The organism is Bifidobacterium colobi, from assembly GCF_018555455.1.
Classification (GTDB): domain Bacteria; phylum Actinomycetota; class Actinomycetes; order Actinomycetales; family Bifidobacteriaceae; genus Bifidobacterium; species Bifidobacterium colobi.
Map to the genome: position 1 here is coordinate 172005 of NZ_JAFEJU010000001.1, position 26250 is coordinate 198254.

Sequence of the window (26250 nt, forward strand, 5' to 3'; positions counted from 1 at the left end):
CTCCCCTTTCTCACTTGGTGTTGTCGCGCATGCCGCGCATCTGGATGGAGTTGATGATCACCAGGGCGATGAGCACGATCAGCGAGAGGGCTGCCGCCATGCCGAGGTCCTTCTTGGAATCGAAGGCGAAGTTGTAGATGAGCTGCACCACAGTCATCGTGGAGTTGTTCGGACCACCCTTGGTCAGAATGAAGAACTGATCGAAGGCGAGGATGGAACCAGTCACGCAGTAGACCAGGCACATCACGATAGTGGGCTTCATCAGCGGCAGGGTGATGGAGCGGAAGATGCGCCAGGTGCCAGCGCCATCCATGCGGGCGGCCTCGTACAGGTCACCGGGAATGGCCTGCAGGCCGATCATCATGAGCAGCATGTAGTAGCCAGAGAAACGCCAGACGATGACGATAATCGTGGCCCACAGTGCGGACTGGCCAGTGGCAAGCACCGAACCGCCTTCCTGCATCAAACCCAGCGTAGAAAGAATCTTGGTCACAGGGCCGACCTGCGGAGAGTACAGTGCGTAGAACAGCAGGGACGCGGAGGCCAGACCAGTTGCGGACGGCAGCAGGAAGCAGGTTCTGAGCACGTTGTTCCACTTGGTGGATTCCTGCACGATCAATGCCATACCAAGGCCGAGCACCAGCAGGAAAATCGTTACGATCACGGTGTACTCAAGCGTGAACCAAATCGATGGCCAGAATAGCTTGTGCTCGAACACCTTGGTGAAGTTGTCCGGGAAGTTGGTGCCACGGTTGCCGCCCAGCAGGCTCCAACGGGAGCATGCCATGATGACGAGCAGCACAATCGGAACAAAGAACAGGACGATAATCATTACCCAGTCCGGAAGCGCGTACAGAATACCGCGCTTGAACGCCTGGGCCTTTGCCGTGGACTTGTGCTCAGGCACGGCCGCGGCGGACTTGGAAACACTCGACATGTTTCACTCCTTTGTGGGGAAATGGATGTGATCGGACGATCGAACATTGATCGATTTTCGGACTCGAATGCAATCCGTTATCAAGGCCGATTCCATGCGAAGGAGAAAGGAAGGAGAGTACAACAAGAGTTGGAATCGGCCTTGGCAACAGAACACAGTCGCAATGATGTGTTGTAGGCATAAGAATGCTCCCCTCAGTCACCTGCGGTGACAGCTCCCCTCGAGGAGGGGAGCGATGATTATGCTCAGTTCCCTTGAGAGGAACTATCGCGTAAGCGATTGAGGGGAGCGATATTCAGTTATTGGTAGCTAGTTCAGCTGATTGCTGAGTCTCGGACTCACTGAGCAGACAGGACGTCGGTCACAGCCTGGTTGTCGGACTTCAGGTTGCCGCTACCCCAAACAGCGTTCTGGACGAGCAGCTGCCACGGGGAACCAGCGGCGTTGAAGGCTTCGTTGAAGGCCGCGGACTTCGGGGTCTGACCATTGCCATCGATGATGGTGGAGTTGATGGTCTGGATACGAGGATCGGCATCCTTGTAAGCGGTCTTCAGGGTCTGGATGTTGGAGGCGGTGTAGCCGTTGTCAGCGAAGACTTCCTTCTGAGTGTCGGACTGCATCAGCCAGTAGAGGAAGTTCCAGGCCTGAGCAACGTGCTTGGAATCCTTGGAAATACCCATGGCATCGCCACCGAGGAAGGTGGAGGTCTTGCCGGAAGTACCGGCGATCGGGGTCACGCCGACCTGGAATCCGCCGGACTTCTCAGCATCAAAGATGTCGTTGAGTGAGGTGTTCGGGTAAGGCATCACACCAATCTTGCCGTTGGCGAACGGAGCGGTCCAGGTGGCACCGGTCTCTTCCTTGGAGCCTGCGCCGAGGCCGTTGGTAGTGTTGGCGAGTTCCTTGTAGGAGTCGAGCACGGCCTTCATGGAGTCGTTGTTCAGGGTGGCTTCAGTGCCGTCGTCGTTCATGACGGATTCACCATCAGCCCACACGGACGGGAAGAGGTCGAAGACCAGTGCGCCACCGGACTGACCAGCGAGGTAGGAGCCGGCAACGCCGTCCTTGTTCAGGGCTGCAACCTTCTTGGCCTGTTCGGTGAAGGTCTTGATGTCGGTCGGACCCTGCTCAGGATCCAAGCCAGCTTCCTTGTAGAGATCCTTGTTCCAGACCCACACGGAAACGTCGGTGATGAACGGCAGGGTGTACTCAGCGCCATCCACGGTGCCGGCCTTGATATGGCCCTGCTGGATATCCTTCAGGTTGTCGAGACCGTTGATTTGATCAGTGATCTCGGTGAAGATGCCCTCGGAAGCCCAGTACGGAATACGGACAACGTCGCCGGCGAGGATATCAGGCAGGGAGTCGGTCTGGGAAGCGCCACCAACCTTACCTTCCATATCGTCGTTCGGGATGATCTCCAGCTTGACCTGGTTCTTGTGGCTCTTGTTGTAGGCCTCAACAGCAGCCTTGGCCTGACGCTCCAGCGGGGAACGAGTCCACAGGGTGATTTCGGTGCCGTCGTCGGTGCCCTTAGCCGGGATGCCTTCGGCGGTGGCAGAACCACCATTGCCGGAACCGCCGCAGGCGGCCAGCGGGATCAGCATTGCAGCGGCAGCGATGCCGGCAAGTGCACGAGTGACCTTGTTGAAGGACATATTCGCTTCTTTCTCTAAAATGTTCCGCTCATCTCTGAGAGGCGGTGGCGGAGTTTCCGCCTCCGGTCCTTCGCGGTTTCATTGCATCCTCCTTCGGTGAATGAAACTCTGCGAAAGCCTTTTCTCAATATAAACGATGGCCGCTCAATTCACAAAAACGCTTTCGCATTTTCGCATTTTTTCGCACGTCAAACCCGTTTGATGCTGATTTACCTCTCATCCAGCAGAGCAATATCGGCCATTTCCCAGCGTTTTCACGGCGTGTCGTACATAATGCACAAAACCGCACACAACACAAACGCTTTTATTCATTTTCTGTAAAAGCGAACATCTCACACCACATCTATCTCATCAAGAAATGCCCTTGCGAAAATTTTCGCAATCGAGGTATACTGTAATGCAGTACAAATCCATATACCGACTTCGTGGCATTGCCGCCACGGCATGCTTGGCATCGGCAACCAATGGCGGCATCGCATATCATGTACGCCTACCAATACAGCATGAGGTCCCGCAACACAGCAAGGAGTAGAGGACACGATGGTAGCGATTCCGTCTGGACGTTCGGCGCGATTGGAAGATGTAGCCGCGCTGGCTGAAGTATCGCTGGCCACGGCTTCCAAGGCACTGCATAACAAGCCCCGCATCAGCGAAGAGACCAAGCAGCGCGTGCTCGATGCCGCCCGCCAATTGAACTATTCCCCTAACAAGCTGGCACAATCTCTGGCGCGCGGCACTTCAGGACTTATCGGCTTGGTGACCTCCGACCTTCAGGGACGCTTTTCCACACCTATTCTTATCGGTGCGGAAAACGAACTTCGCGCGCAATCCACTTCCGTGTTGCTGGCCAATGCCCGTGGCGACGTTGCGCTGGAGCGTCAGCACGTGGAGAAATTATTGTCCCTGAAAGTAGACGGCCTGCTCATCGTGCAGCGCGAAACCAACCCACGCCCTTCGCTCGGCCAGGATTGGGGCGTGCCGCTGGTCTATGTGTATGGGCCCTCAACCGACACCAATGACTGCTCGGTAACCTGCGACAACGTAGATGCCGGGCGCATGGCGGTCAACCATCTGATTTCTTGCGGTCGACGCCACATCGCCATCATCGGCGGCGACGAAACCTACACCGCGGCCACGGACCGCACCAAAGGCGCATTGGAAGCGTTGGCCGAGCTCGGCATTCAACCAGCTGGCCCTATTCGCTATGGCAAATGGGCGGAAGAGTGGGGACGTGCGGCTACACGTCTGCTCATCGACCAAGGCGTGAAATTCGATGCCGTGGTCTGCCAAAGTGATCAGCTGGCTCGAGGTTGCATCGATGTACTCAAACAGCAGGGCCTCAGTATCCCTGACGATGTTGCCGTCATCGGCCATGATAACTGGTCTGTGCTCACCTCCGGATCGCGTCCATCCCTAACATCCATCGACAACGAAACCGAAGCCATTGGACGCCGAGCGGCACGCTATTTGATGGATGCCATCGACGGCAATCCGCATCACGGCGTGGACTATGTGCCTTGCCGCCTCATTCAGCGCGAATCCACGCTGCCGCTGGATTAAGACATCGCTCTTTCCTTCGGAGGACCCGAGCCGGATATCACTCGGCTCGGGTCTTCGCGTATTTGACCATCAATATCCACTCGTAGGCAGCTACCGTGCATTACATTGCTCTCATAATAATTATATCGGTATCATTATTACTAGTTTTCTATTGTTATTGCTGCGTTTTTTAATTGTTATACCGGTATAAATCTTGTATGATGTTCCTCGTTATCACCCATAACAACGAGGTATGCACATGCAGATGACCACCATCGCCATCAGCCAGCCGATGCAGGCTCATGATGACAACACCACCATTGCTCCAACCAGCAAACCGACCCATGTAATCATCGGGGTCAGCGAAGGCAGGCTCCCGCGTATCGTCGCCATCACACGCGGATCGGTTCCAGCGGCCACATCGGTAGCGGCGGCAATGACAGTCGAGAGCTCCACCAAGAAACCGGATGCACAATTCCCCCAGACGCTTGACGCTGGCCTGCAAATCGGCGAAATGCCCACGCTTCTGCCCACGCAGTCCGAAGGCTGGACCGGCACCCCAGCCATCCAAGCGGCCCGCAACGGTGTGGAAGTGTTCCCCAAGTTCACCGTGACCCATATCGAGTCCAACGCAAGCTCCGTGACCTTCGACGCTGCGGACAATATCGCCAAACTCGCGCTTACTATGACCGTCGCCATTGGCTCGGAAGGGCTTATCCGCGTGGATACCACCCTGACCAACACCGGTGAATCTCCTCTGACCATTCAACGTATGGCACCGGTTCTGCCGCTGCCACCCCAGGTTTCGGAAGTCGAATCCTGCACCGGCCACCATCTGCGCGAACGTGCTTTGCAGCGGCAGGCGCTCACCGAAGGCGTGTTCGCCAAGGAATCGCGCATGGGCCGACCAAACTTCAACGCCACAACCCTGCTCACCGCCGGCGAGCGCGGATTCGGTTTCGAACACGGTTTCGTTATCTCCGCTCATGTGGCGTTCAGCGGCAACACCACCACGTTCATCGAGCGCACGCCGTACACGCATGGTGTAATTGGCGGCGGCGAGCTGCCTTACATGGGTGAAATCGAATTGGCGCAGGGCGAAACCTATCACGCGCCGCGTCTGCTTGTCGGCATCGGCGAGGGATTGAACGAGGTTTCGGCGAAATTCCACACCTACTTGCGCATGCTGCATCCGGAACTTGCCAAGCCTCGCCCGGTGATGCTCAATACTTGGGAGGCCATGTACTTTGCGCAAAGCGAGGGCAAGGTTATCGCTTTGGCCGATCGAGCCGCCGAAGTTGGCGTGGAACGATTCGTGATTGATGACGGCTGGTTCAAAGGCCGCCGTGATGACACCAAGGCGCTCGGCGACTGGCAGGTCGACTCCACGCTGTGGCCGGAGGGTCTGGGAACCGTGGCCCACCATGTGCATGATCTCGGCATGGAATTCGGATTATGGTTTGAGCCGGAAATGATCAGCCCGGACTCCGATGTAGCGCGCGCCCACCCCGATTGGATGCTGGCACCGAATGGCGAGCGCCTGCCAATGGCCTCGCGCGCGCAGCAGGTCATTGATCTAACGAATCCCGCGGCCGCAGCCTATGTGGAGCATGCAATCGACACCTTGGTGAGCGAATATCATATCGATTACATCAAGTGGGATCACAACCGCTTCCTCACCGAGCCACTCTCCCCTGCATCCGGCCGCCCTGCCGTGCACAAGCAGACCGAAGCGTTCTATGCGATTGTCGATCATCTGCGCGACCGCCATCCGGGATTGGAAATCGAATCCTGCTCGTCCGGCGGCGGCCGTATCGACGCCGGGGTACTGGCCCGTTGCAGCCGCGTATGGGCTTCGGATTGCACCGATCCGGTGGAACGTGCCGATATTCAGCGCGGCACATCGCTCCTAGTGCCGCCTGAAATGATCGGCGAACATATTTCCGAGTCCCCGAATCATGCGACCCGCCGCGCCACGTCGCTCACCATGCGTGCTTCGATGGCGTTCTTCGGCCATCTCGGCATCGAATGGAACATTATGAAATTAAGCGATGCCGATCTTCAGCAACTCAAGAGCTGGGTGGATCTGTATAAGCAGCGCAGGCAGGATATTCCGCAGGGTGTTCTGGTGCATGCGGATACGCCGGATCCGGCCATTCGCGTCGATGGGCTCATCGCACCGGATCGTTCGCGCGCGGTGTTCCGATTCGCCGTGGTCTCCTCATCCCAGGATTACCCATATGGTTTGGTCAGGCTTCCCGGCTTGGATGATGCGGCATGCTACCGTATTCGCCCGCTTGGCGGCATCACTCGCTATGAGCAGGAATTCAGCCCGAATTGCCGCACGGCGTTGAGCTGGTGGACCGATGAAGGCACGTCAGTGGACGGCGCGACGCTCACGCAGTGGGGTATTCGCCCGCCGCAGCTCGCACCCGAACATGCCGTGCTGATTGAAGTAACGCGTGAGTAATATCAATCGCGCGTCTGCATCTGTGAGTGCGACTACCGCTCTTCGGCAGCCGCGCTCACGCGTTCGCCGGTGGATTCGCGTTGCACCAATTCGCCGGTGATCTTGTCGAACATCGTCCATGCCTCGCCGCGTGGACGGTTGTTGACTACATCGTCAATCTGCTGTTTGAGCATCGTCACCGCATGCTCACCAGCCTCATCGAAATGCTGGCGAATCGTGGTCAGTGGTGGATTCCATACCCTGGAAAGCGTATGGTCATCGAATCCGGCCACAATTACATCATCCGGTACCCGCTTACCTGCGAGTGCCAGCCCTCGCATCACACCCATCGCAATCTCATCATTGCCGGCGAAAATAGCGGTGACGCTGTCGTCTTCGCCGAGTTGTCGACCGATGGCGATGGCTTTTTCGGCATCCCATGTTGTGGCGATCGGCGCCGGGGCTGGCACATGGGCATCGCTCAGCGCCATGCGCCAACCATCCTCACGCGCATCCACATCGGAAGGCACTGCCACATAGTGCACGGTGGCATGCCCCAAAGCCAACAAATGCTTGGTCATGGCATAAGCGCTGTCATATTCGCACAAATGAATCTGGGCGCGATCCTCATGCCGCGGTCCGCCAATGATCACCAGCGGAGTTGTGGATGGAATATGGGAGACCACGCTATCGGTTAGGCGATCGTAATCAATCAGAATCACACCGGCCGGGCTGCGGTCAAGGCAGGAGCGCACACTGCCCAGCATCCAATCGCCACCGCGCGAGTCAAGCACATAAATCGTAGTCGGATAGCCAATCTCCTGGGCTTTGCGTTCAATGCCATAGAAGGTCTGCGTGCGGCCGTACAGCCTAGTATCGGCAGACATCACCGCAATCGACTCGCTCATATCGAGGGCAAGTGCGCGGGCGATAGGATTCGGCCGGTAGTTGAGCTTTTCGATGGCTGCCGCAATGGCCGTGCGCTTTTTCTCGCTGACTCGGCTGGGATCCTTCAAATATCGCGACATCGTGGGCACTGAGACGTTGGCCACCGCCGCCACATCACGGATGGAAGGCGCAGTGCCGCGTTTCGTTCTGGGCATGCATATACCTCCCTGCCCTGGCTTGGGGTCTCCAAAGTCAACCATTGTGCATACCGCGCGGGCTGCAAACCCGACTCGTATGCTGTGCGCTTTATTGTACGCATCCCATCATACCGATGTATACCGGTACAAAATAGGAAACAAATAGCGCCCCGAGATGGGGCGCTTAAAGCTCAGGCTAGAAAAATGGTTGCGATTAGGCTAGAGCCGGCTGGGAAGCCTTCTTGTGGGTGAGCTGCCATACCAACACCGCGGCGATCATGATGGCGAAGCCAGCGGTGAACCAGGGGAATGGCGCAGCCGGATCGGTGGAACCGGTAATCATCGTGACCGCCTTCATAGCCAGCGGTGAGACGAACACGCCGACATGGAAGGACAAGATGATCATCGTGGACCAGAAGGCCTGGGAGCTCTTCTTGGCGTACTTCGGAATGCGGTTGCACAGGAACGGTCCCAGAATCGGGCCAGGGAAGTTGAACAGGAAGAAGCCGATGACCAGCACCGCGTAGTTGCTGCCGGCGAGGGAGACGAGCAGGCTGCCGAGGAAGTAGACGCCCATACCGATGTAATAGGTGTTGTCGCCGAACTTCTTCTCCAAGAAGCCGTAGACGAAGCCGGCCACCACCGCGAACAGAATACCCACGGATATGATCACGGACGAATCATGGTGAGGATCATTCAAGATCTTCTGCGCGATCTCGGCGAAGCGCACGTTGATGGCGTTGAAGAACACCATGTACAGCGCGGCGCACACGCAGAATGCGCCAAGGATGGGGCTGGTCTGCTCCGGGTAGATATTGACGTTCTCCTCGGCTTCCATGTCCGAAGAGCCTGACTTATCAAGATGAACGTCCGGAACCTGGAACCAGAACCAGATGAGCACCGGGAAGGCGAACAGGTAGACGATGAAGGCGCCCTGCCAGCCGGCGATGAGCACGAACACGGAAACCAGTGCGGTCATGATGGCTTGGCCGAGATTCTCCGTGGCGCCGCGGATGCCGAGCAGGGTGGCGCGGCGATTGCCTGAGTACAGCATCTGAATCAGGGTTATGGCCAGTGAATTGTACAGGCCGAGGCCCATGCCGAAGAGCACACGTGCGGCCATCACCACGGCGAAGTTCGTGGCGAACATCGGCACGAATGCGGTGATGCCCACGAGGAACAGACCGGCGCCGATAACCTTCTTCAGACCGAAAAATCGCGCCAATGCCGGGCTGATGAGCAGGGTAGCCAGTGCGGTCAAGGACGGCGTGGTGGAGAGCAGCTCCGCGGAGGTGTTATCGACGTTGAGTGCGCGCCCCAACTGTGGGATAACGCCGTTGACGACGCTGTAGCTGGTGAGGAACAGCGATATGGACAGCATCGGCAGGATCACCGAGAGGCTGTTGACATCCTTCTTCGTTGTGGATGACATAGGGTTTCCTTTTTCTCTGTGGTTGTGTGCACCGGTGGTTGGTGCTGACGTAGTGGTGGACGAATTATTGCCGACTGACTTGGACTGTTCGCCGTCCTTGCCGACCTCGTTCTCCGTTGTCAGTGGACACTATATTTTGATACCGGTATAAAGTCAAATACAAACAGTGAGAAAGCTTATATTTCGGCGTTTCTTGATTATTCTCCGATTGCTTCTTTTATCGGTTTAATTTTTTTCATTACAATCATATGGCAACTTTGGCAATATTGCGGCGACATGGCAACGCATAGGAAAAATAGAAATTTTGCACTACGGCAAGAGGCGCTCTGCGACTGCCGCTACCGCTTCTTGACCTTGCGGCCCTTCAGGTAGATGTCGATCACGATCCACACGCCCAAGATGAACGCGATGACATAGCCGAGGAAGCCCACAATCGGAATGCCGAAGATGATCGGCTTCATGCCGGCGTAATAGACAATCGACGAACCGATGAACAAGCCCACCACAATCAAGGCCATCGTCAAGCGATTCACCATGTCGGAGAGCAACTGGAATGGCTCCTGCGAGCCGACGAGCTCCATATTCATGCGCAACTGGCCACGGGTCAGCATGCGGGCGGCCACATTGAGCTCGCTCATGGCATCCAATGCGCTATGCAGGGCCACGTGACTTTCCACGCCAAGGCTTTTCAGCTCATCCTTGACGGCTTGGCTGGTGGTTTTGGAGGTCGCTATGTGCTGGGAGATAATCTCAATCATGTTCACGTCCGGAATGAACTCATCCAAGAGTCCTTCCAACGTGACCAGCGCGCGCCCCACCGTGGTGATGGAGCTGGGCACTTCGATGCCGTGCCGTTGCGCCAGCGAAGTCAGCGCGGTAATGAACGCCGCCAAGTCCAGGTCCTTCAAATCAACCGTGCCGTATTCCTTGACGATTACGTCGAGATCCGCCAGCAACGACGGATAATCAGCCGGATCGGCTTCAGCACCGGCGAATCGCAGCAAACCATCCGCCAATTCCGGCGAATTCTGCTTGGCCACGGCGAAAATCATATCTTTCATCACGGCACGGGTTTTCGCATCAAGCCGGCCGGTCATACCAAGATCGATGAGTACGATCTGGCCGCCGCGAATGATGATATTGCCCGGGTGCGGGTCGGCGTGGAAGAAGCCGTCGTCCAAAATCTGGGTGGCGTAATTGTCCACCAGCTTGGTACCGATGTCTTTGAGATCGTATCCGGCGGCGACCAATTCGTCGGCATGAGAGACGGAAATGCCGTCCACGTAATCCATAACCACCACGTGTTCGGTGCACAGGTCCGGGTACGGCGTCGGGCAATCCATGTATTTGAATCGTGAGGCGAAACGCTTGAATTCAGCGAGATTACGCGCCTCTACCAAGAAGTCCGTTTCAGATTCGAAGGTGTCCCACAGCTCTTCGACCACGCCTTTGAGGTCCACAATCTGCGAGCTGTTCATCACCTTGGTGGCGGCTTTGGCGATGGAGCGCATGATGGCCACGTCCTGCGCCATGGTTTCACGAACACCAGGGCGCTGCACTTTTACGGCCACATCCTCGCCGGTTTTCAACGTGGCGCGATGTACCTGCGCCAATGATGCGGAACCCAACGGCTTGGGGTCGATGGAGGCGAACACTTCGTCGGCCGGACGCCCGTATTCGGCGGACAGCACATCCAGCACTGTGGAATACGGCATCGGGTCGGCATCCGCGCGTAATTTGGCGAGTTCGTCGCAGAAGCTCTGCGGCAAGATCTCGGACCGCATCGAAAGAATCTGCCCCACTTTGACGAACGTAGGGCCAAGCGCCTCGCACATCAGGCGCATTTTTACCGGCGTGAGGCCTTTGAGGGCATCGAATTGGTTGACGATGCGCACGATTTGCGCCAATCGCTTTATTTTGCCGCGGCGCGTCAGATGATAGCGCTGCGAAAAATCATCCCGTCTAGGGCCGAACAGTCCAATGGTTTCCGGACTCACCGACGCCCATTCGGTGTAGGTCGACGCAGCAATATTAGCGACTTCGGAAGTGGAAGCCGACGACATCGAGCCGGCCGCCCCATCAGGAGTGGCCGGCTTGCTGTCAACCGTGTCGTTCGGCGCGGACGGTGCCGCTGCCGGCTTCGAGGTTTCCGAAGTCACGAAATAGTCTCAGTCCTTGTCCGCGGATTCGCTCGGCTGTGCGGCATCTGCCGCGGACTCGGCCGGAGCGGATTCCGCAGTATTTCGTGCAGCGTCATCCTTGTTGGCATCGTTGACCAAAGCCTCGCCGACCTTGCGCTTCAGCTCCGTGTTCAGGGACTTGCCCTGCTCCACAGTCAGCTCGCCTTTCTTGACCAGATCGTCAACAATGGCGCTGCCCTTCTCGTAACCGGTGGCCAAGGCGCCGATGCCTGCCAGCAGGACCTTGCGAACGCCCTCACCCAGATCGAAATCAGCCATAATAACCCCTCCTTCGAGGTTCGACGCGACCTGATGCCTCGTCTCGTATTCACCAGATTAGCGCAAACGCAAGCCCTTGGCGCTAGTCCTCGCGGCGTATTTCGTCTGATTTTTCGCGCAGCTGGCCAGCATGGTCAGGCTCCTCGGTTACACCCCCTGATTGGCGTTGTAATCCTGCGGCATGTCCTTGAACTTGGACGTAGCGCCAAGGAAGGCCAGATGGAAGGTTTCGGTCGGACCGTTACGGTGCTTGGCCATGATGATATCGGCCTCGCCCGGGCGATCCTCTTTGTCGTAGAAGTCCGGTCGGTGCACAAGGAACACCACGTCGGCGTCCTGTTCGATAGAACCGGATTCACGCAGATCGGAGAGCTGCGGCTTCTTGTCGTTACGCATTTCCGGACCACGGTTCAGCTGGGAGAGCGCCACCACCGGTACCTCCAGTTCCTTGGCCAGGAGCTTCAGCGCACGGGAGAATTCGGACACCTCTTGCTGACGGGATTCCACGGCCTTGCCGGAGGTCATGAGCTGCAGGTAGTCGATCACCACGAGTTTCAGATCATTCGTCTGCTTCAGGCGACGGCACTTGGCGCGAATCTCCATCAGCGACATGTTCGGGCTATCGTCGATGAACAGCGGCGCGTTCTGCATCTTGGTCCAGAACTGGTTCAGCGTGTTCCAACGCTCCGGCGTAATGTCATCCGCGCGGCGCAGCGCCGCCATCGGAATATTGGTTTCGGCAGAGATGATGCGCTGAGCAAGCTCCACCTTGCTCATCTCCAAGCTGAATACTACGGACGTCAGATTGTGGTGAAGCGCTGCGGCTCGAGCGAAATCAATACCCAGCGTGGACTTGCCCATTGCCGGACGGCCTGCGACCACTACCATCTGACCGGGCTGCAAACCCTGCGTCACATCATCGATGTCACGGAAGCCGGTGGGTACGCCCTTATTCACCAAACCTTGCTGCAGCTTGTCCAGCTGATCCAAGGCATCATGCACCACCGGGCCAATCGCCGTATAGTCCTGACGCACCTTGCCCATCGACATCTCATAGATCTCGGATTGCGCCAGATTCACTACATCTTCAGCCTGCGAACCTTCGGCCGAGTATCCGAGCTGGGCGATTTTGGTACCGGCTGCAATCACATTGCGCAAAATCGCGCGCTGATGCACGATTTCGGCATAGTACATTGCGTTGGCGGCGGTCGGCACCGAAGCCACGAGACTATGCAGATAATCCGCTCCGCCGACTTTTTCAAGGTTGCCGTCGGCAAGCAGCTGATTGGCCACCAGTACCACGTCCACCGGCTGGCTTGCGGAGAACAGGTCGATGATGGCGGTGTAGATCGTCTGATGCTTGGGCTGATAGAAATCAGTCACGTCAATGGTTTGCGAAACCTCACCGATGGCATCCTTGCTCATCAGCATGCCGCCGAGCACAGCCATCTCCGCATCGTCATCATGTGGAGGCACACGGTCGAAAATGGGGTCGGCTGCGGCGCTCCCCTGTGCACCGCCGGCCGCACGGCTGTTGCCGCCGCCTCCAGCCGAGCCGCCTGAGTAGCCCTGATACGCGTTGTCGTTTCCTTCTGCCATAGCTCCCCAGTATAGAAGGCGGCGGTGCGCATGAGCGGCGTTCAACGGTGAATACCCAGTAGGCTTCCGGATTCTTCAATCATCGACTACGTATTTTCCCAAACTCACACTATGTATGCGGCAGAACCATAACCCCGCATACTTAGCGCCGTTTCAGGTGCCCAAACCGGCGCTATGTACGCGTACCGTTCGTTGCCCCGCATACATAGCGCCGGTTTATGCCCCAAAAACTCTCACTATGTCTGCGACCGCTTCGTTGTGCCGCATACTTAGCGCCGATTGATGCTCTACGAGATCAACAACGTCTCACATCCGACCGCATCATTAACGCTACGTTCACCGAAAAGTGACCCACACGACACGCAGAAGACGCAAATGTGGATAGAAAAATAAGTTATCCACATTTTGGGGATAACTTGGTGGATAATCCACTGAGTTATCCACATACGGGGGATAACTTGGTGGATAGTCTGGGGATAACCTTTCGAGGCGAAAGAGGCGAGTTGCGCAACGTAGTGAGGCATGATATGCAAGCGGACGTGCACACAGACAACAACACGATGCAGCAGCGCCGTCTTCACGGTTCCAAAGAAGCCGAGAGTGCAGCGCCAAGCACAGATGAAGGCACCGCCATACGCGAACGCGCCACCAGCCGGCGCATTCTCGCCTTGGCCTTGCCCACCTTCGGTCAGCTCATCGCCGAACCGACCTTCATCCTCATCGACACCGCCATCGTGGGGCACATCGGCGATGCCGCCTTGGCCGGTCTTTCCATCGGATCCACCATCATCCTGACGGCCGTGGGCTTGTGCATATTCCTCGCGTATTCCACGACCGCCCAGGTCGCGCATCTGTTGGGTGCCGGTAAACGACGCGAAGGATTGCAAGCCGGCATTGACGGACTCTGGCTGGCGCTCGGCATCGGCCTCATACTTGGCGTCGGACTCTTTGTCGCCGCCGAGCCATTATGCCGTGCACTGGGCGGCCAAGGCGAAGTACTGCATCAGGCCACAATGTACACGCGTGCGGTGGTGCTGGGAGCTCCCGGCATGCTGCTGGTGTATGCGGCGAACGGCATCTTTCGCGGATTGCAGAAGGTACGCATCACACTGATTGCGGCGGTCAGTGGCGCGGTGTTGAACACAGTGCTGGAAGTGCTGTTCGTATTGGTGTTCCGCTGGGGGATCACCGGTTCCGGTGCGGCCACAATGATTGCCCAATGGTATATGGGATTGTTCCTGGTCATCCCCGCGATGCTGTGGGCAACCGCCGATGGCGCAAGCCTCAAGCCGCAGTTGGCGGGTATTGCGGCGGCTGGCGGCGACGGCATTCCGCTGTTTATCCGCACATTGGCGATTCGCGCGGCGATGGTGGTCACCGTAGCGAGCGCTGCACGCATGGGTACTGCGGTGTTGGCAGGCTTTCAAGCGGTGAACTCCAGCTGGAATTTTGCGATGAATGTACTGGATTCGGTCGGTATCGCAGGTCAGACTCTGGTGGCCACCGCGTTGGGTGCCGGCCAACGTACGCGCGCGAGGGAACTGACTCGAGACACCGGACGCATGGGCATGCTTACCGGCGTGGTGATTGGCGTGGGATTCGCTGTTGTCGGCCTATTCGCCGGGCACTTCTTCTCCTCCACGCCGCATATTCAGGGATTGATTGCCATCGGCATGGTGACAATGGGCGTATTCTTCCCGCTGCAAGGTTGGATGATGGCCATCGACGGCATCCTGATCGGCGCACGCGACTACCGGTATTTGGCGTTGACCTGCGGCTTGACTGCTGCAGTGTACATTGTCTGCATCATGCCACTGGCTGGCGTTGTGGCACCGCAACTGGGTAGCGATGCCGCACGTACGGCGCTGCTATGGGTGGCATTCAATGTGATACTGATGGGCGGGCGCGGCCTGTTCAACGGATTGCGCATCCGCTCGGATGCGTGGATAGGATAAGGATCGGACATTATCCGACGCCCTGTTTTGCGGCACAGTCTCAGCACAGCCTTGCTTCTCTCCTGCCGCACGCATTCGGCGCCCCACCTCCTTCGTCAGAGGGAGGCAATGCATTACATAGCGGCACGAACGGCGGAGTACATGGTGTGCACGATTTGCTCACGCCATTTCGACCAGCCGTACTTTTTGGTGATTGACTCGCCTGCCGTGGCACCGAGGGAAGACCCGTCCGCGCGCGTAAGGTCGTACAGCATGTCCAGCAACAGTTTGTCATGATTGAGTCGCTCGGCTAGCTCAGCGGCAACCGCAGGATCATTGGGATCCTTGCCGGTGGCGAATTCGGAAAGCGTCAGATGTTCGCGCACGAGCACGGTTGCCCAGTCAATAATCTGCTGCGAGTATCCCATACGTTTCAAAATCACCGGCACATGGCGAGCACCCTCAGCGGCATGGTCACGCACGAACGCGCGCTTGCCGATGTCATGGGTGATGGCCGCGAGCAGCAACGCCTGATAATGCTCATCATCATAGCGTCCGCCGGATGACGTATCTCGCGTGATACGCGATGTAACTTCCACCATATGACGGTCAATGGTGTACCGGTGTGCGGCGGATGCGGACGGACGGTTGCGGATACCCAACCATTCCGGCATCCACCGGCCGGGAATATCCACGAAGTCAATGCTTTCCCACACATTCATGAGCTCCGGCCCGCAGGCCAGCAGCCGCACGAACAGTTCGCGGGACTCTTCATCCCATTGACTGTCTCGAATCGGGCACTTCTTCAGGTTCACCAGCGTGGACGGATTAATCGGCAAGCCGAATTCACCGGAGGCCACCGCCATGCGCAATGCCAACTTGGCGTCCTGCGCGGGATCCACGCCGGGAGCCAGCACCAGTTCACCTTCATGCTTGGCGATGCCGGGGGCCACGATATCGAACTGCGGCGCCTCACGCTTACCGCCGGCACGTTGCGAGAACATTTGGAAGAATGCGAAGCGAGGCTTCTCATGGGTGAGCGAATGCTCGGCGCGGGAGGCTGTGGAATCCAACGCAAAGGAGATACGGCGGCCGAGACGGGCGAGCATGGTTTGCAAATCATCAATGGAGTAGGCCGCGCGTTCCTCCTCCGGCCATGTCGGATCAGCCAAGCCCAGCATGGCTGCGACCTTGGCCTGATACGGTGTCAGCAACAGATTCGTATCCTTGCCGGCTACCAAATGAATACAATCGCGCACATCAAGCAAGCGTTCCACAGCCTCGTCGTAGCTACCGTGCGGGCGATCCGCCAACCACGAGGTGGCGAGCGCCGCAATCAGCACCGAGTCGCGCAAGCCGCCGCGAGCCTCCTTGATATCCGGCTGATTGACGTATTGCAGTCGAGCGAATTCATCGAGCCTGGACTTGGCGGAATCCAGCAGTTCCGGCAAGCGTTTGCGCGCGGCTTTACGCCAACGTTCCAGAATGGACGCGGCGGTAGTGCGAATCAGTGCGGTGTCGCCGGCGATGGGTTTCACATCGAGCCAGCCCATGGCCGCCGGCAGATCATGGTCAGTGACTTCCTCGCATTGCGCGCGCGTACGGATGGAGTGGTCAAGGTCGAGTCCGCTATCCCAGAGCGGATACCAGAGCTTATTGGCGAGTTCGTTGAGCTGCTGATCGTTGAGCGCGCGGGGCTCGTAGATGATGACCAAGTCAAGGTCCGAGCTGGGGCCAATCTGTCCGCGAGCCAGCGAGCCGACTGCGGCAAATCCGATGCCTGTGTCCGGCACGGTGAACGAAACGGCTTCGCAAGCCTCACTCCACAATTTCGTGAGGCACTGCATGGCCAGCTCAGTGCGCGCCTTGCGTTTGGCGGTGCCGTTGCGGTACACGCCGTCCGCGTCCGGCTGGCTCATTGCCATGAATCGTTGCTTCAAACCATCTACTGCCGATGCCATTGCCCCAGATCTTTCATCATGTATTCTATCTGCGTTACAAGGGGTTGATTCGTGAGGTTCAGAACATCTATCTGCGTTACAAGGGGTTCTTCTAGGCCGAAACCACAGTTAGGAACCATATTCCGTTACCGTCATTCCGCCATTTTGCGCGTTGGGCTACTTGAGCACCAACCCCTCGTAACGCAGATAGACCTTTTGCATGAGACGAATCAGCCCCTTGTAAGTGAGTTATTCACGTTTGAACGAAAAACAGTCGTATAGAGTCGGGAAAAGTCGTATATAAAAGTCCCCGCACGGCGACAAACGCAACGTGCGGGGACCTGTCTTATCAGTAGTCCGAACCTTGTGTAGGGGGAAGGTCTCGGACGTCTTTATCAGATCGCGGCGGAACCGGTCTCACCGGTACGCACGCGGGTCACGGAGTCAAGCGGGGCAACCCACACCTTGCCGTCACCGATGGTGCCGGTGCCGGCGGACTTGACAATCACACCGACCAGCGTCTCGGCATCGGCGTCATCGGCCAGAACCTCGATGCGAATCTTCGGAATCAGGTCCACGGTGTATTCAGCGCCGCGGTAGACCTCAGTGTGGCCACGCTGACGGCCGTAGCCGTTAGCTTCGGACACGGTCAGACCGTGCACGCCGGCGGCTGCGAGAGCCTCCTTGACGTCGTCGAGCTTATGGGGCTGGATGATAGCGGTGATTAGCTTCATCTCACTTCACCTCCTTGAGAACGGAGCTGGCAGTACCAGCAAAATCGTAAGCACGTTCGCCCTGATCGGCAAGGTCGATACCGCCGACTTCCTGAGCTTCGGTGACGCGCCAACCGATGGTCTTCTCAAGAGCGAAGGCGATGATGGCGGTGATCACTGCGGAGTAGAGGATGGCAACGAGTGCGATGACCAGCTGAACAACGAGCTGCTTCCAGTCGCCGCCAGCCAGCAGGCCGGTTCCTTCGCCGAAGAAGCCGATGAGCAGGGTGCCGGTGAAACCACCAACGCCGTGGACGCCGACAACATCGAGGGAGTCATCGTAACCGAGCTTGAACTTCAGGCCGCAGGCGAGGCAGGTCAGTATGCCGACGATGGCGCCGAGCACGATGGCCCACAGCGGGGAGACCACATCGGCGGCCGGGGTGATGCCGACCAGGCCGGCGACCATACCAGAGGCAGCGCCCATGGCGGTGTAGTGGCCAGAACGAATCTTCTCAGTGAAGCCCCAAGAGAGCATTGCGGCAGCGGTTGCTGCGGAGGTGGAGACCCAAGCGTAGCCAGCGGTGCCGTTGGCGGCGAAGGCGGAGCCTGCGTTGAAGCCGAACCAGCCGAACCACAGCAGGAAGGCGCCGAGCATCACGAACGGAACGTTGTGCGGGCGGAACGGCTGGGTACCGAAGCCCTTACGCTTGCCGATAATCAGCACGATAATCAGAGCAGCGACTGCAGCGTTGATGTGGACGACCGTACCACCTGCGAAATCGTGGGCTGCAGCACCGATGGCCTTGGAGATCGCGCCATCAGCGGAAAGCAGACCGCCGTTCCAGACCATGTGGGCCATAGGAGCGTAATCGAAGGTGATCCACAGGGCAACGAAGATCATCCAAGTGCTGTACTTGACGCGCTCGGCGATAGCGCCGCAGATCAGGCCGACGGTGATCATGGCGAAGGCCACCTGGAAGGCAACGTCAACGGAAACCGGGTAGTTGTTGGAGTTCAGACCGGTGGTGGTGAACACACCGTCCTGGGCGACCATGGAATCCTTCAGCAGGAATCCGCTGGCCGGATCGCCGAAGATGCCGCCGATGTCGGAACCGGCGTAGGCGATGGACCAACCCCACAGGGTCCAGATAATCATGGTGACTGACAGTGCAGCCGCCTCAAGCATCAACATGTTCAGAACGGCCTTGGCACGAACCATACCGCCGTAGAAGAACGCCACACCAGGCGTCATGAGGAAAACCAAGGACGCGGATGTGAGGATCCATGCGGTATTTCCGGAATCAAGCGCTCCCATGTCTACCTCCCTCTCTCTTTCGTTCATGGCGTCGAGGGTTCGGATAATCTCGAAGCCCCGGCGTCTAGTTCCAATAAATGCCGTCCCCCTTGTGGGGGCTAACAGTTCGTCAGTAAAAGCCGGTCGCGTTTTCAATTCGTTACATCAAGTTACGCGATTGTTAAGCGCCGGAGGCCGCATATGCCGCTTTCGATTCGGCGGTTTCCGCGTGATTCCAATGGATACGGCAAGGCCCCGAACTATGTTTCGAACATAATTCGGGGCCTTGTTTGTGTGTGTTGACGCGTTTCACACGTTCATAACGTGGACACGCATGCGCAGTTTCTCGTCTTCTCATCTGCTGACTGACGGATTCCTCACAAAGACTGACGGATATATAACGCCGACTGACGGTTTTATAACGAATTTCGTTGAAAAACCGTCAGCCAGTGTTGAAAAACCGTCAGTCAACTGAGAAATCAGGCGAGGATGCCGTCCACGAATCCTTCCGGATCGAACGGTGCCAGATCGTCCGGGCCTTCGCCAAGACCCACGAGCTTGACCGGCACGCCAAGCTCCTTCTGCACGCTGATCACAATGCCGCCCTTGGCTGAGCCGTCCAGCTTGGAGAGCACCACGCCAGTGATGCCGATGGCTTCGGCGAACACCTTGGCCTGAGCCATGCCGTTCTGGCCGGTGGTGGCATCGAGCACCAGCAGTACTTCGCTGACCGGCAGCTGCTTTTCGGTGACGCGGCGAATCTTGCCAAGCTCGTCCATCAGGTTCGACTTGTTCTGCAGTCGGCCGGCGGTGTCGATGATCAGCACGTCGGCGTTGAGTTCCTTGGCCTTGCCGGCGGCCTCAAAGGCAACAGACGCCGGGTCGGCGCCGTCCTTATCCGAGCGCACCACCGGCACGTTCACGCGAGCACCCCAGGTCTCGAGCTGATCGGCGGCTGCAGCGCGGAAGGTATCGGCCGCTCCCATCACCACGGATTTGCCTTCGGCCACGAACAGTCGCGCCAGCTTGCCAGCCGTGGTGGTCTTGCCGGTGCCGTTCACACCCACCATGATGATGACGGACGGCTTGTCCGCCCCCGGTTTTTCCGCATTGAGCCGACGGTCGGTATCACGACCCACCAAGTCGAGCAGCTTGTCCTTCAGCGTGGCGCGCACCTCGGCTGGATCCGCCTTGCCGGTGATGCGGGCATCGGTCCTGAGATCATCGACCAACTGGGCGGAGGCATCCGCACCCACGTCGGCCAGCAGCAGCGTATCCTCAACGTCTTCCCAGTCGGACTCGGACAGATTATCTTTGGCGAGGATGTTGAACAGCGCTTTGCCGAACGGGTTGCCGGACTTGGCGAGCTTCGCCTTGAGTCTGGTCAGCCTGGAGCCCACGGATTCCGGGGATTCCGACTGAGCGGCAGGCGCAGGCGCAGCGGTTGCGGACGCAGCAGCAGATTCCTTAGCAGCCGGTTCCTCGGCAGTCTCCGTACCAGCTGCGGCAGTATCAGGCGCAGCTGATGCTGACTGTGCAGCCTCGGACTGTACAGCCTCAGCCTGGGCTGCTTCAGCAGCCAAGCGCGCGTCGGCTGCCGCCTTGGCATCGCGCGTACGCTGATTATCCGGTGCGATCTTACCCATCGCACGATCAAGATCACGCTTACGCGACTTGGAGAACCACACGCTCAGAGCGATCAGTACAACCGCCACAACAATCACGCCAACAATGGCGAGCAAAGTATTCATTTCCATACTTGCCAGTCTAATGTGCACCATCGCCGCGAATCAGCGGCCGGCAATAGTTCACGCCTGCCAACCGGCCGACCGACGCACCCACCGACTATGGTGGTCGGCATGGCACATTCCTCACGTATGACGTCGCTGCAGCGGCGAGAACAGCTGATCGCAGTCGGACGCTCCCTGTTTGCCGCCAAAGGATTCGAAGCGGTGAGCATGGAGGAGATTGCCGCGCACGCCAAAGTCTCCAAGCCGATTGTGTACGAGCATTTCGGCGGCAAGGAAGGCCTGTATGCGGTGATTGTGGACCGTGAGATGCGTGCGCTGATCAGCACCCTGGCCGCGGCATTGGATGCGCCAACGATGCATCCGCGTCAGATTGTGGAGCGCACGGCGTTGGCATTGCTGACCTATATCGAGGAGAATGCGGAAGGCTTCCAGGTGCTCGTGCGCGATTCGCCCAGTACCGACCCCTCCGGCTCGTTCAGTTCGCTGCTGGGCGATATTTCGATGCGCGTGGAGGATATTCTGTGCGAAGCGTTCAAACGGCAGAAACTGTCGATTAAGGGCGTTCCGTACTACGCCCAGATGCTGGTGGGGATGACCGTGTTCACCGGACAATACTGGGCGGATAGGCCGAAGGTGAGCAAGGAGCAATTGGCCGCCTACATCGTGGACCTGGCATGGCATGGGTTGAGCCGGCTTGATTCCAAGCCGCAGTTGCGATTCGAGGGAGCGCGGGCCCGCAAGGAAGCCCAGCGCGAGGCGCAGAAGCAATCGCATCTCAGTGCAAACTTAGCGGACGACGAGGAAACTGTGAGCACTACCGTAGAGGCGGAGGGGTCTGCAATGCAGAACGTGAGCGCAGAGTAACAGCTTACGCAACGCTTCTGTTCATAACGCCGGCCAAGTGCTACGGTTTGAACAGCATAACGAACATTTCGATTGTTACCATCGATTGAACCATGTGAGGACGTAACGGGTATGGCCAATGCGGCAACAACGGCAAAGACACTCACTTTTGTGATTCCTGCATACAACATGGAGTCGTATCTTGACCGCTGTGTCAACTCAGTGCTGTCCGCGAAGCACACGGCAGATATCGAAGTGCTTATCGTGGACGACGGGTCCAAAGACGGCACGCTGGAGTATGCACAGAAGCTGGAGCGCAACAATCCCGGCATTGTGCGCGCGATTCATCAGGAGAACAAGGGGCATGGCGGCGCGGTGAACACCGGTCTGGCGGCGGCCCGCGGCATGTACGTCAAAGTGGTGGATGCGGATGATTGGGTGGATCCGCAGGCCATCAACACTGTGATGGATACGTTGCGAGCGCAGCGCGAGGCCGCCGAACCGATCGACATGCTGGTCACCAACTATGTCTATGACAAGGTGGCCAAGCGTCACAAGCATACGGTGAACTTCCGCCGCGTGATTCCCGCCGGCCGAGTGCTTGGCTGGGATGATCTGGGGCATTTCGGTCTGGCACAGTACATCATCATGCATGCACTGACCTTCCGCACGCAGGTGGTGCGTGATTCCGGTCTGAAGCTGCCGGAGCACACGTTCTACGTGGACTTCTACTACTCCTACCAGCCGTTCCCGTGGGTGCGCCGTATCCAGTACCTGGATGTGCCGTTCTACCATTACTTCATCGGTCGCGAAGGCCAGAGCGTGCAAACCGATGTGATGATCCGCCGCGTCGACCAGCTGCGCTTGGTGAACCGTCTGATGACCGAGGCGACCCCGGAGCGCGGCACAGTACCCAAGGGCCTGTATCGCTACATGATTCACTTCCTAGCCATTGAGTCTTCGGTGACCTCGGTGTTCCTGATTCTTTCGCGCGATAAAGCCAATTACGCGAAGAAGCGCGAGCTGTGGGATGCGATTGACGCGTACTCGCCCGCCATCGGCCATGATGTGCGCGGCAAGCTCATGTCTCGCGCGATCAACCTTCCCGGTTCGGCGGGCCGTTGGCTTGTGCGCAACGGCTACACCGTGGCCGAGAAGGTCGTCGGCTTCAACTGAGTCGGCACCGTGGTCGATTCGAGAGCCGACCGACGGTTTGCCTCGCCAATATAGCTTGCGCGGGGCAAACCGTCGCCTCAGTCGAGATTGCGCCCTGCTGAGGAGGCCTCAACGGGGTAGTTCCAATATCCATCCGAGGTTTTGCCTCACTGATGGCCTCCCAGCGCAGCAAATCAACCACTTGACCGAGAGTTTGTCTCGCTGACAGCTTCTCTGCGAGTCAAAACATCGACTCAACCAAGAATTTGCCCCGCTAACGGCCTTCCAGCGGGGCAAATCAACCACTTTCTCAGCGAAACGCCCCGCTAAGCAGCCGCCCAGCTCCAATCACCCTTAGTCGGCCCAGCGGTCGGACATGGCGAAGCTGTTGTGCATGAGATTGCTTGCCGTGTAAACCACATTGTGGAGCAACTTGGTGGTGTGCTCACGCAGATAGTCGGCCATCTGCTGGTTGGCCTTCTCGAGTGCAGACTGTACTGCGGCGTTGGATGCTTCGGCTTCATCCAACGCGATGTCGGTCTGTTCCACCAGACGATGTCCGAACGCGCGCACGCCTTCCGCATAGCCGGCGATGGCATTGTGCGTCTCGAACCAATGCGCATCCGCCACCACAGCGATCAGTCGGTTCGTCCAGTAGAGATTATCGGTGGAGACTTCCGGCGTGGTGTCGCGCAGGTAATCCGGCGTATCGCGCACGTTCGCGTAGAACGGTGCAATGGTGGTGAACGGGCCGGAGCCGAATGACACCCACATCACCGCACGATTGGCTGCCGGCTCATACGGGCGCAGTTGAATGGCCACCATGTGGCCGGTGCGGTTCACACCGATTGGACGGTAACGATGACGCGATTCCGGCGTGCCCTTGGTTCCATACGGGTCGTACGGCGTGCCCTCGAAGTGGCTGGACAGCAGGAAGTCCACATCCTCCAAGCTCACTTTGTTTTCCGGCACACGGCACCACGGAATATCGTCGGATTCCGGCGTGTACTGCGCCGCCGGCGAATCCCAGTCCTCACTTGGATTCAGATAACGCTGCATGTACCATGCGCGCGGCGTGTTGTAGATATGATCCTTTGGCGTGGTGTCACCGAATACCTTGCGCGGGTTGAATCGATTCGGCAGCGCGGCGGCTCGGGCTGCAATGCGCGCGGCACGGTCTGCGACTGCGGCGTCGACGCTCGATACAGTAGCGGCTGAACGACGCGCATGCGAACCAGTGCCGGAACCGTGCGCGTGACGGCCGCCACTGGATGCCTGCGCACCCATCGTACGGTCAAGATGATGCTCGGCAATGAATTCGCGCAGGTCGGCGCTGCACATGTACTCACGCTTGCGACCAAAGGCATCGGCAAAGCTGAAATCATCGATGCCCAGCTGATTCGGGATTGTGGCATAGCAATCGTCCGGCACACGTCGGGCGATCCAATGGTGGCCGCCAATGGTTTCGATATACCAGATCTCGTCGGCATCCGAGATGATCACGCCGTTCGACTCGTAGGTACCGTAGGTTTCCAGTAGTTTGCCGAGACGGCGAACACCCTCGCGCGCGGTTTTCACATAGGGCAGCACCAGAGTGATGATGTCTTCCTCGCCGATGCCGCCTGGTTGCTCGGCCTGATAGTCGGCGTCGCCCGGCTCACCGTGCGCGGGCTTGAGCTCGACCATTGGATCGGCGGCAAGCACACGTTCGTTCACGGCGATGGTTTCGGTGGCGCTCATCGCCACATTGTGCTCGTTCGCACCGGCTTCCGCCAGCACGCCGCGATTATTGAGCACGTTGGGAGCGATGGTGTAACGGCAGGGATTGTCCGGCAAATCGATGGACACATGGCTCAGCACGCTCACATAGTGATGCGGCTGGTCTTCCGGAGCGACTGCGATCAAACGCTTGGGATCATAACGACCGGAACCGGAATCATCGTCGCGGGCGATGATGGTCGAGCCGTCGTAGCTTGCATTCTTACCGATGAGAATCGTAGTGCATGACATGGTGCACCACTGTACCCGCTGCGCGTGCGTGCCCCGTGAAGATGGCGCCAGCGCCGCTCATGTTGTCTGCTGTTGCTCGAACAGTGGACACCAAGAACGCAAAAACCCTTGGAACCACTGAGATTCCAAGGGTTTATCCGTGCCCCCCCGTGGGATTCGAACCCACAACCCACGAATTAAACGAATCGGATTCCGGTCATTCGATAGGGGCTTTCTTATGTTGTGAGACCAGTGTACAGCACTTGGAACCGTTGGGGTTTCAGCGGGACTGACCGGTCCCTTGAAAGCCCATGCGGCCGTAGGCGACACGCCCGTCCTTTTAAGCTTTTATTTAAGCGGATTGGACGAGGGGCTGCCGTGGCGCCTTCTCCGGGCGGTCCGGCATGGTGCCGTTCCCCGCGTCCGGCGCGGTTTGCCGGGGTCGCAAAAGGGAGAACGCGATCATGGAGTTCAAGGATCGCCGGCAGCCGCCGGACAGTTGGATACCGTGGCTCGACCAGTGGGTCGCGGACATGCGCTTCCGCAATCTGAGCGAGCGGAGCATCGGATATTACTGGTACAAGATCACCGATCTTGCCAGGCTGACGAACAAGCCGCCGTGGCAGATCGTCCAGGCGGATCTCAAGTCGTACATCGTGCGCCCGCCGTCGAACGCGGCCCGCCGCTCGACGATGAACGCGGTGCGCAACTTCTTCGGCTGGGCCAAGAAGGCCGGCCTGCGCGCCGACAATCCGGCCGAGGATCTGCCGTCCATCAAGCGCGAGACCCGTCACAAGGTGCCGGCCCCGGAGACCGCCGTCGGCCAGGGGCTGCATGACGCCGACCGGCAGACCCGGCTCATGGTCATGCTCGCCGCCGAGGCCGGTCTGCGCCGCGCGGAGATCGCGATCGTGCGCCGCGAGGACGTGACCGAGGATCTGTCCGGGCGCAGCCTGATCGTGCACGGCAAGGGCGCGAAGGACAGGATCGTGCCGCTGACCGACGAGCTGGCCGACGCGATCCTCGCCTCGCCCAAGGGCTGGCTGTTCCCGCACGTCAGCGGCAAGGGGCCGGTGTGCGGCGACACCGTGTACCGCAGGATACAGCACGCGACCGGCTGTTCGCCGCACACGCTGCGCCACCGGTTCGCGACCGCCGCGTACATCAGCTCCGGCGGCGACATCCGCGCCGTGCAGGAACTGCTCGGCCACGAAAGTCTTGCCACCACGCAGGCGTACGTGACCGTCACCCCGCTCAACCTGCGTTCCGTGGTCAACTCCGTCAAGCAGTACGGTGAGGGCATGAACGTCGGACAGGTCGTGTCCACCAGTGGCGGAATGATGCCGGCGACGGAATGACAACGTAAGCGCAAACGGTCTCTCCAAGTTATTGAAAGAGACCTGGAGGGACCAACATTTCATTAAACGATTAGATTTACAGATATTGTAAATGAACGGTAAACGCAGTCTG

General features: G+C 58.4%; 18 protein-coding genes. 6 read left to right on the forward strand and 12 right to left on the reverse strand.

Translation table 11 applies throughout. The features are described from left to right. Positions 1 to 10: 10 nt before the first annotated feature. Positions 11 to 937: a carbohydrate ABC transporter permease gene (locus JS530_RS00780; RefSeq protein ID WP_214375377.1), complete on the reverse strand. Its 927-nt coding sequence runs from the start codon at positions 935 to 937 to the stop codon at positions 11 to 13. A gap of 338 nt (positions 938 to 1275) precedes the next feature. Beyond that, on the reverse strand, positions 1276 to 2595 hold the full coding sequence (locus tag JS530_RS00785) for an ABC transporter substrate-binding protein (RefSeq protein ID WP_214375378.1): 1320 nt from the start codon (positions 2593 to 2595) through the stop codon (positions 1276 to 1278). A gap of 540 nt (positions 2596 to 3135) precedes the next feature. On the opposite strand from JS530_RS00785, the gene JS530_RS00790 reads away from it, so the two are divergent. Next, the gene (locus tag JS530_RS00790) at positions 3136 to 4155 is read left to right on the forward strand and encodes a LacI family DNA-binding transcriptional regulator (protein WP_214375379.1); all 1020 of its coding nucleotides are present in this window, start codon (positions 3136 to 3138) and stop codon (positions 4153 to 4155) included. A gap of 238 nt (positions 4156 to 4393) precedes the next feature. Then, positions 4394 to 6604, forward strand: a complete 2211-nt coding sequence (locus JS530_RS00795; RefSeq protein WP_214375380.1) for an alpha-galactosidase — start codon at positions 4394 to 4396, stop codon at positions 6602 to 6604. A 32-nt stretch (positions 6605 to 6636) separates the two neighbouring features. On the opposite strand, the gene JS530_RS00800 is transcribed toward JS530_RS00795, so the two are convergent. The 5 genes from JS530_RS00800 to dnaB all read right to left on the reverse strand — a co-directional run bounded on the left by JS530_RS00800 (position 6637) and on the right by dnaB (position 13158). Continuing rightward, a complete protein-coding gene (locus JS530_RS00800) occupies positions 6637 to 7686 on the reverse strand; it encodes a LacI family DNA-binding transcriptional regulator (protein ID WP_214375381.1) in 1050 nt (349 codons plus the stop codon). A gap of 196 nt (positions 7687 to 7882) precedes the next feature. After that, the gene (locus tag JS530_RS00805; RefSeq protein WP_214375382.1) at positions 7883 to 9100 is read right to left on the reverse strand and encodes an MFS transporter; all 1218 of its coding nucleotides are present in this window, start codon (positions 9098 to 9100) and stop codon (positions 7883 to 7885) included. 338 nt (positions 9101 to 9438) lie between these two features. Continuing rightward, positions 9439 to 11163, reverse strand: coding sequence for an ABC1 kinase family protein (locus JS530_RS00810; protein ID WP_214375613.1), 1725 nt, complete (start codon positions 11161 to 11163; stop codon positions 9439 to 9441). Positions 11164 to 11268: 105 nt separating this feature from the next. Next, the gene (locus tag JS530_RS00815; protein WP_214375383.1) at positions 11269 to 11559 is read right to left on the reverse strand and encodes a phasin family protein; all 291 of its coding nucleotides are present in this window, start codon (positions 11557 to 11559) and stop codon (positions 11269 to 11271) included. Between the two features lie 147 nt (positions 11560 to 11706). Beyond that, a complete protein-coding gene (dnaB, locus tag JS530_RS00820; protein WP_214375384.1) occupies positions 11707 to 13158 on the reverse strand; it encodes a replicative DNA helicase in 1452 nt (483 codons plus the stop codon). A gap of 527 nt (positions 13159 to 13685) precedes the next feature. On the opposite strand from dnaB, the gene JS530_RS00825 reads away from it, so the two are divergent. Beyond that, the gene (locus JS530_RS00825; protein WP_214375385.1) at positions 13686 to 15113 is read left to right on the forward strand and encodes an MATE family efflux transporter; all 1428 of its coding nucleotides are present in this window, start codon (positions 13686 to 13688) and stop codon (positions 15111 to 15113) included. Between the two features lie 113 nt (positions 15114 to 15226). On the opposite strand, the gene JS530_RS00830 is transcribed toward JS530_RS00825, so the two are convergent. From JS530_RS00830 to ftsY, 4 genes are all read right to left on the reverse strand, one after another. After that, entirely contained in the window at positions 15227 to 17053 is a 1827-nt protein-coding gene (locus JS530_RS00830) for a [protein-PII] uridylyltransferase family protein (RefSeq protein WP_214375386.1), read from the reverse strand. Between the two features lie 374 nt (positions 17054 to 17427). After that, a complete protein-coding gene (locus JS530_RS00835) occupies positions 17428 to 17766 on the reverse strand; it encodes a P-II family nitrogen regulator (protein WP_214375387.1) in 339 nt (112 codons plus the stop codon). A 1-nt stretch (position 17767) separates the two neighbouring features. Next, the gene (locus tag JS530_RS00840) at positions 17768 to 19063 is read right to left on the reverse strand and encodes an ammonium transporter (RefSeq protein WP_214375388.1); all 1296 of its coding nucleotides are present in this window, start codon (positions 19061 to 19063) and stop codon (positions 17768 to 17770) included. Between the two features lie 458 nt (positions 19064 to 19521). Continuing rightward, positions 19522 to 20799, reverse strand: coding sequence for a signal recognition particle-docking protein FtsY (gene ftsY / locus JS530_RS00845; RefSeq protein ID WP_214375389.1), 1278 nt, complete (start codon positions 20797 to 20799; stop codon positions 19522 to 19524). Positions 20800 to 20901: 102 nt separating this feature from the next. On the opposite strand from ftsY, the gene JS530_RS00850 reads away from it, so the two are divergent. After that, positions 20902 to 21657 carry a TetR/AcrR family transcriptional regulator gene (locus JS530_RS00850; RefSeq protein ID WP_214375390.1) on the forward strand — a complete coding sequence of 252 codons (756 nt, stop codon included), beginning with the start codon at positions 20902 to 20904 and terminating at the stop codon, positions 21655 to 21657. A 111-nt stretch (positions 21658 to 21768) separates the two neighbouring features. Continuing rightward, on the forward strand, positions 21769 to 22812 hold the full coding sequence (locus JS530_RS00855; protein WP_214375391.1) for a glycosyltransferase family 2 protein: 1044 nt from the start codon (positions 21769 to 21771) through the stop codon (positions 22810 to 22812). Positions 22813 to 23145: 333 nt separating this feature from the next. On the opposite strand, the gene JS530_RS00860 is transcribed toward JS530_RS00855, so the two are convergent. Next, positions 23146 to 24801, reverse strand: a complete 1656-nt coding sequence (locus JS530_RS00860) for a C69 family dipeptidase (RefSeq protein ID WP_214375392.1) — start codon at positions 24799 to 24801, stop codon at positions 23146 to 23148. Positions 24802 to 25244: 443 nt separating this feature from the next. On the opposite strand from JS530_RS00860, the gene JS530_RS00865 reads away from it, so the two are divergent. Further along, positions 25245 to 26138 carry a tyrosine-type recombinase/integrase gene (locus tag JS530_RS00865; protein WP_214358580.1) on the forward strand — a complete coding sequence of 298 codons (894 nt, stop codon included), beginning with the start codon at positions 25245 to 25247 and terminating at the stop codon, positions 26136 to 26138. The last annotated feature ends 112 nt before the right edge of the window (positions 26139 to 26250 follow it).

Bases quoted from the DNA above. Each gene is read 5' to 3' on its own strand.
- JS530_RS00780 (WP_214375377.1), bottom strand. From the start codon at position 937: ATGTCGAGTGTTTCCAAGTCCGCCGCGGCCGTGCCTGAGCACAAGTCC.
- JS530_RS00785 (WP_214375378.1), bottom strand. From the start codon at position 2,595: ATGTCCTTCAACAAGGTCACTCGTGCACTTGCCGGCATCGCTGCCGCT.
- JS530_RS00790 (WP_214375379.1), top strand. From the start codon at position 3,136: ATGGTAGCGATTCCGTCTGGACGTTCGGCGCGATTGGAAGATGTAGCC.
- JS530_RS00795 (WP_214375380.1), top strand. From the start codon at position 4,394: ATGCAGATGACCACCATCGCCATCAGCCAGCCGATGCAGGCTCATGAT.
- JS530_RS00800 (WP_214375381.1), bottom strand. From the start codon at position 7,686: ATGCCCAGAACGAAACGCGGCACTGCGCCTTCCATCCGTGATGTGGCG.
- JS530_RS00805 (WP_214375382.1), bottom strand. From the start codon at position 9,100: ATGTCATCCACAACGAAGAAGGATGTCAACAGCCTCTCGGTGATCCTG.
- JS530_RS00810 (WP_214375613.1), bottom strand. From the start codon at position 11,163: ATGTCGTCGGCTTCCACTTCCGAAGTCGCTAATATTGCTGCGTCGACC.
- JS530_RS00815 (WP_214375383.1), bottom strand. From the start codon at position 11,559: ATGGCTGATTTCGATCTGGGTGAGGGCGTTCGCAAGGTCCTGCTGGCA.
- dnaB (WP_214375384.1), bottom strand. From the start codon at position 13,158: ATGGCAGAAGGAAACGACAACGCGTATCAGGGCTACTCAGGCGGCTCG.
- JS530_RS00825 (WP_214375385.1), top strand. From the start codon at position 13,686: ATGCAAGCGGACGTGCACACAGACAACAACACGATGCAGCAGCGCCGT.
- JS530_RS00830 (WP_214375386.1), bottom strand. From the start codon at position 17,053: ATGGCATCGGCAGTAGATGGTTTGAAGCAACGATTCATGGCAATGAGC.
- JS530_RS00835 (WP_214375387.1), bottom strand. From the start codon at position 17,766: ATGAAGCTAATCACCGCTATCATCCAGCCCCATAAGCTCGACGACGTC.
- JS530_RS00840 (WP_214375388.1), bottom strand. From the start codon at position 19,063: ATGGGAGCGCTTGATTCCGGAAATACCGCATGGATCCTCACATCCGCG.
- ftsY (WP_214375389.1), bottom strand. From the start codon at position 20,799: ATGGAAATGAATACTTTGCTCGCCATTGTTGGCGTGATTGTTGTGGCG.
- JS530_RS00850 (WP_214375390.1), top strand. From the start codon at position 20,902: ATGGCACATTCCTCACGTATGACGTCGCTGCAGCGGCGAGAACAGCTG.
- JS530_RS00855 (WP_214375391.1), top strand. From the start codon at position 21,769: ATGGCCAATGCGGCAACAACGGCAAAGACACTCACTTTTGTGATTCCT.
- JS530_RS00860 (WP_214375392.1), bottom strand. From the start codon at position 24,801: ATGTCATGCACTACGATTCTCATCGGTAAGAATGCAAGCTACGACGGC.
- JS530_RS00865 (WP_214358580.1), top strand. From the start codon at position 25,245: ATGGAGTTCAAGGATCGCCGGCAGCCGCCGGACAGTTGGATACCGTGG.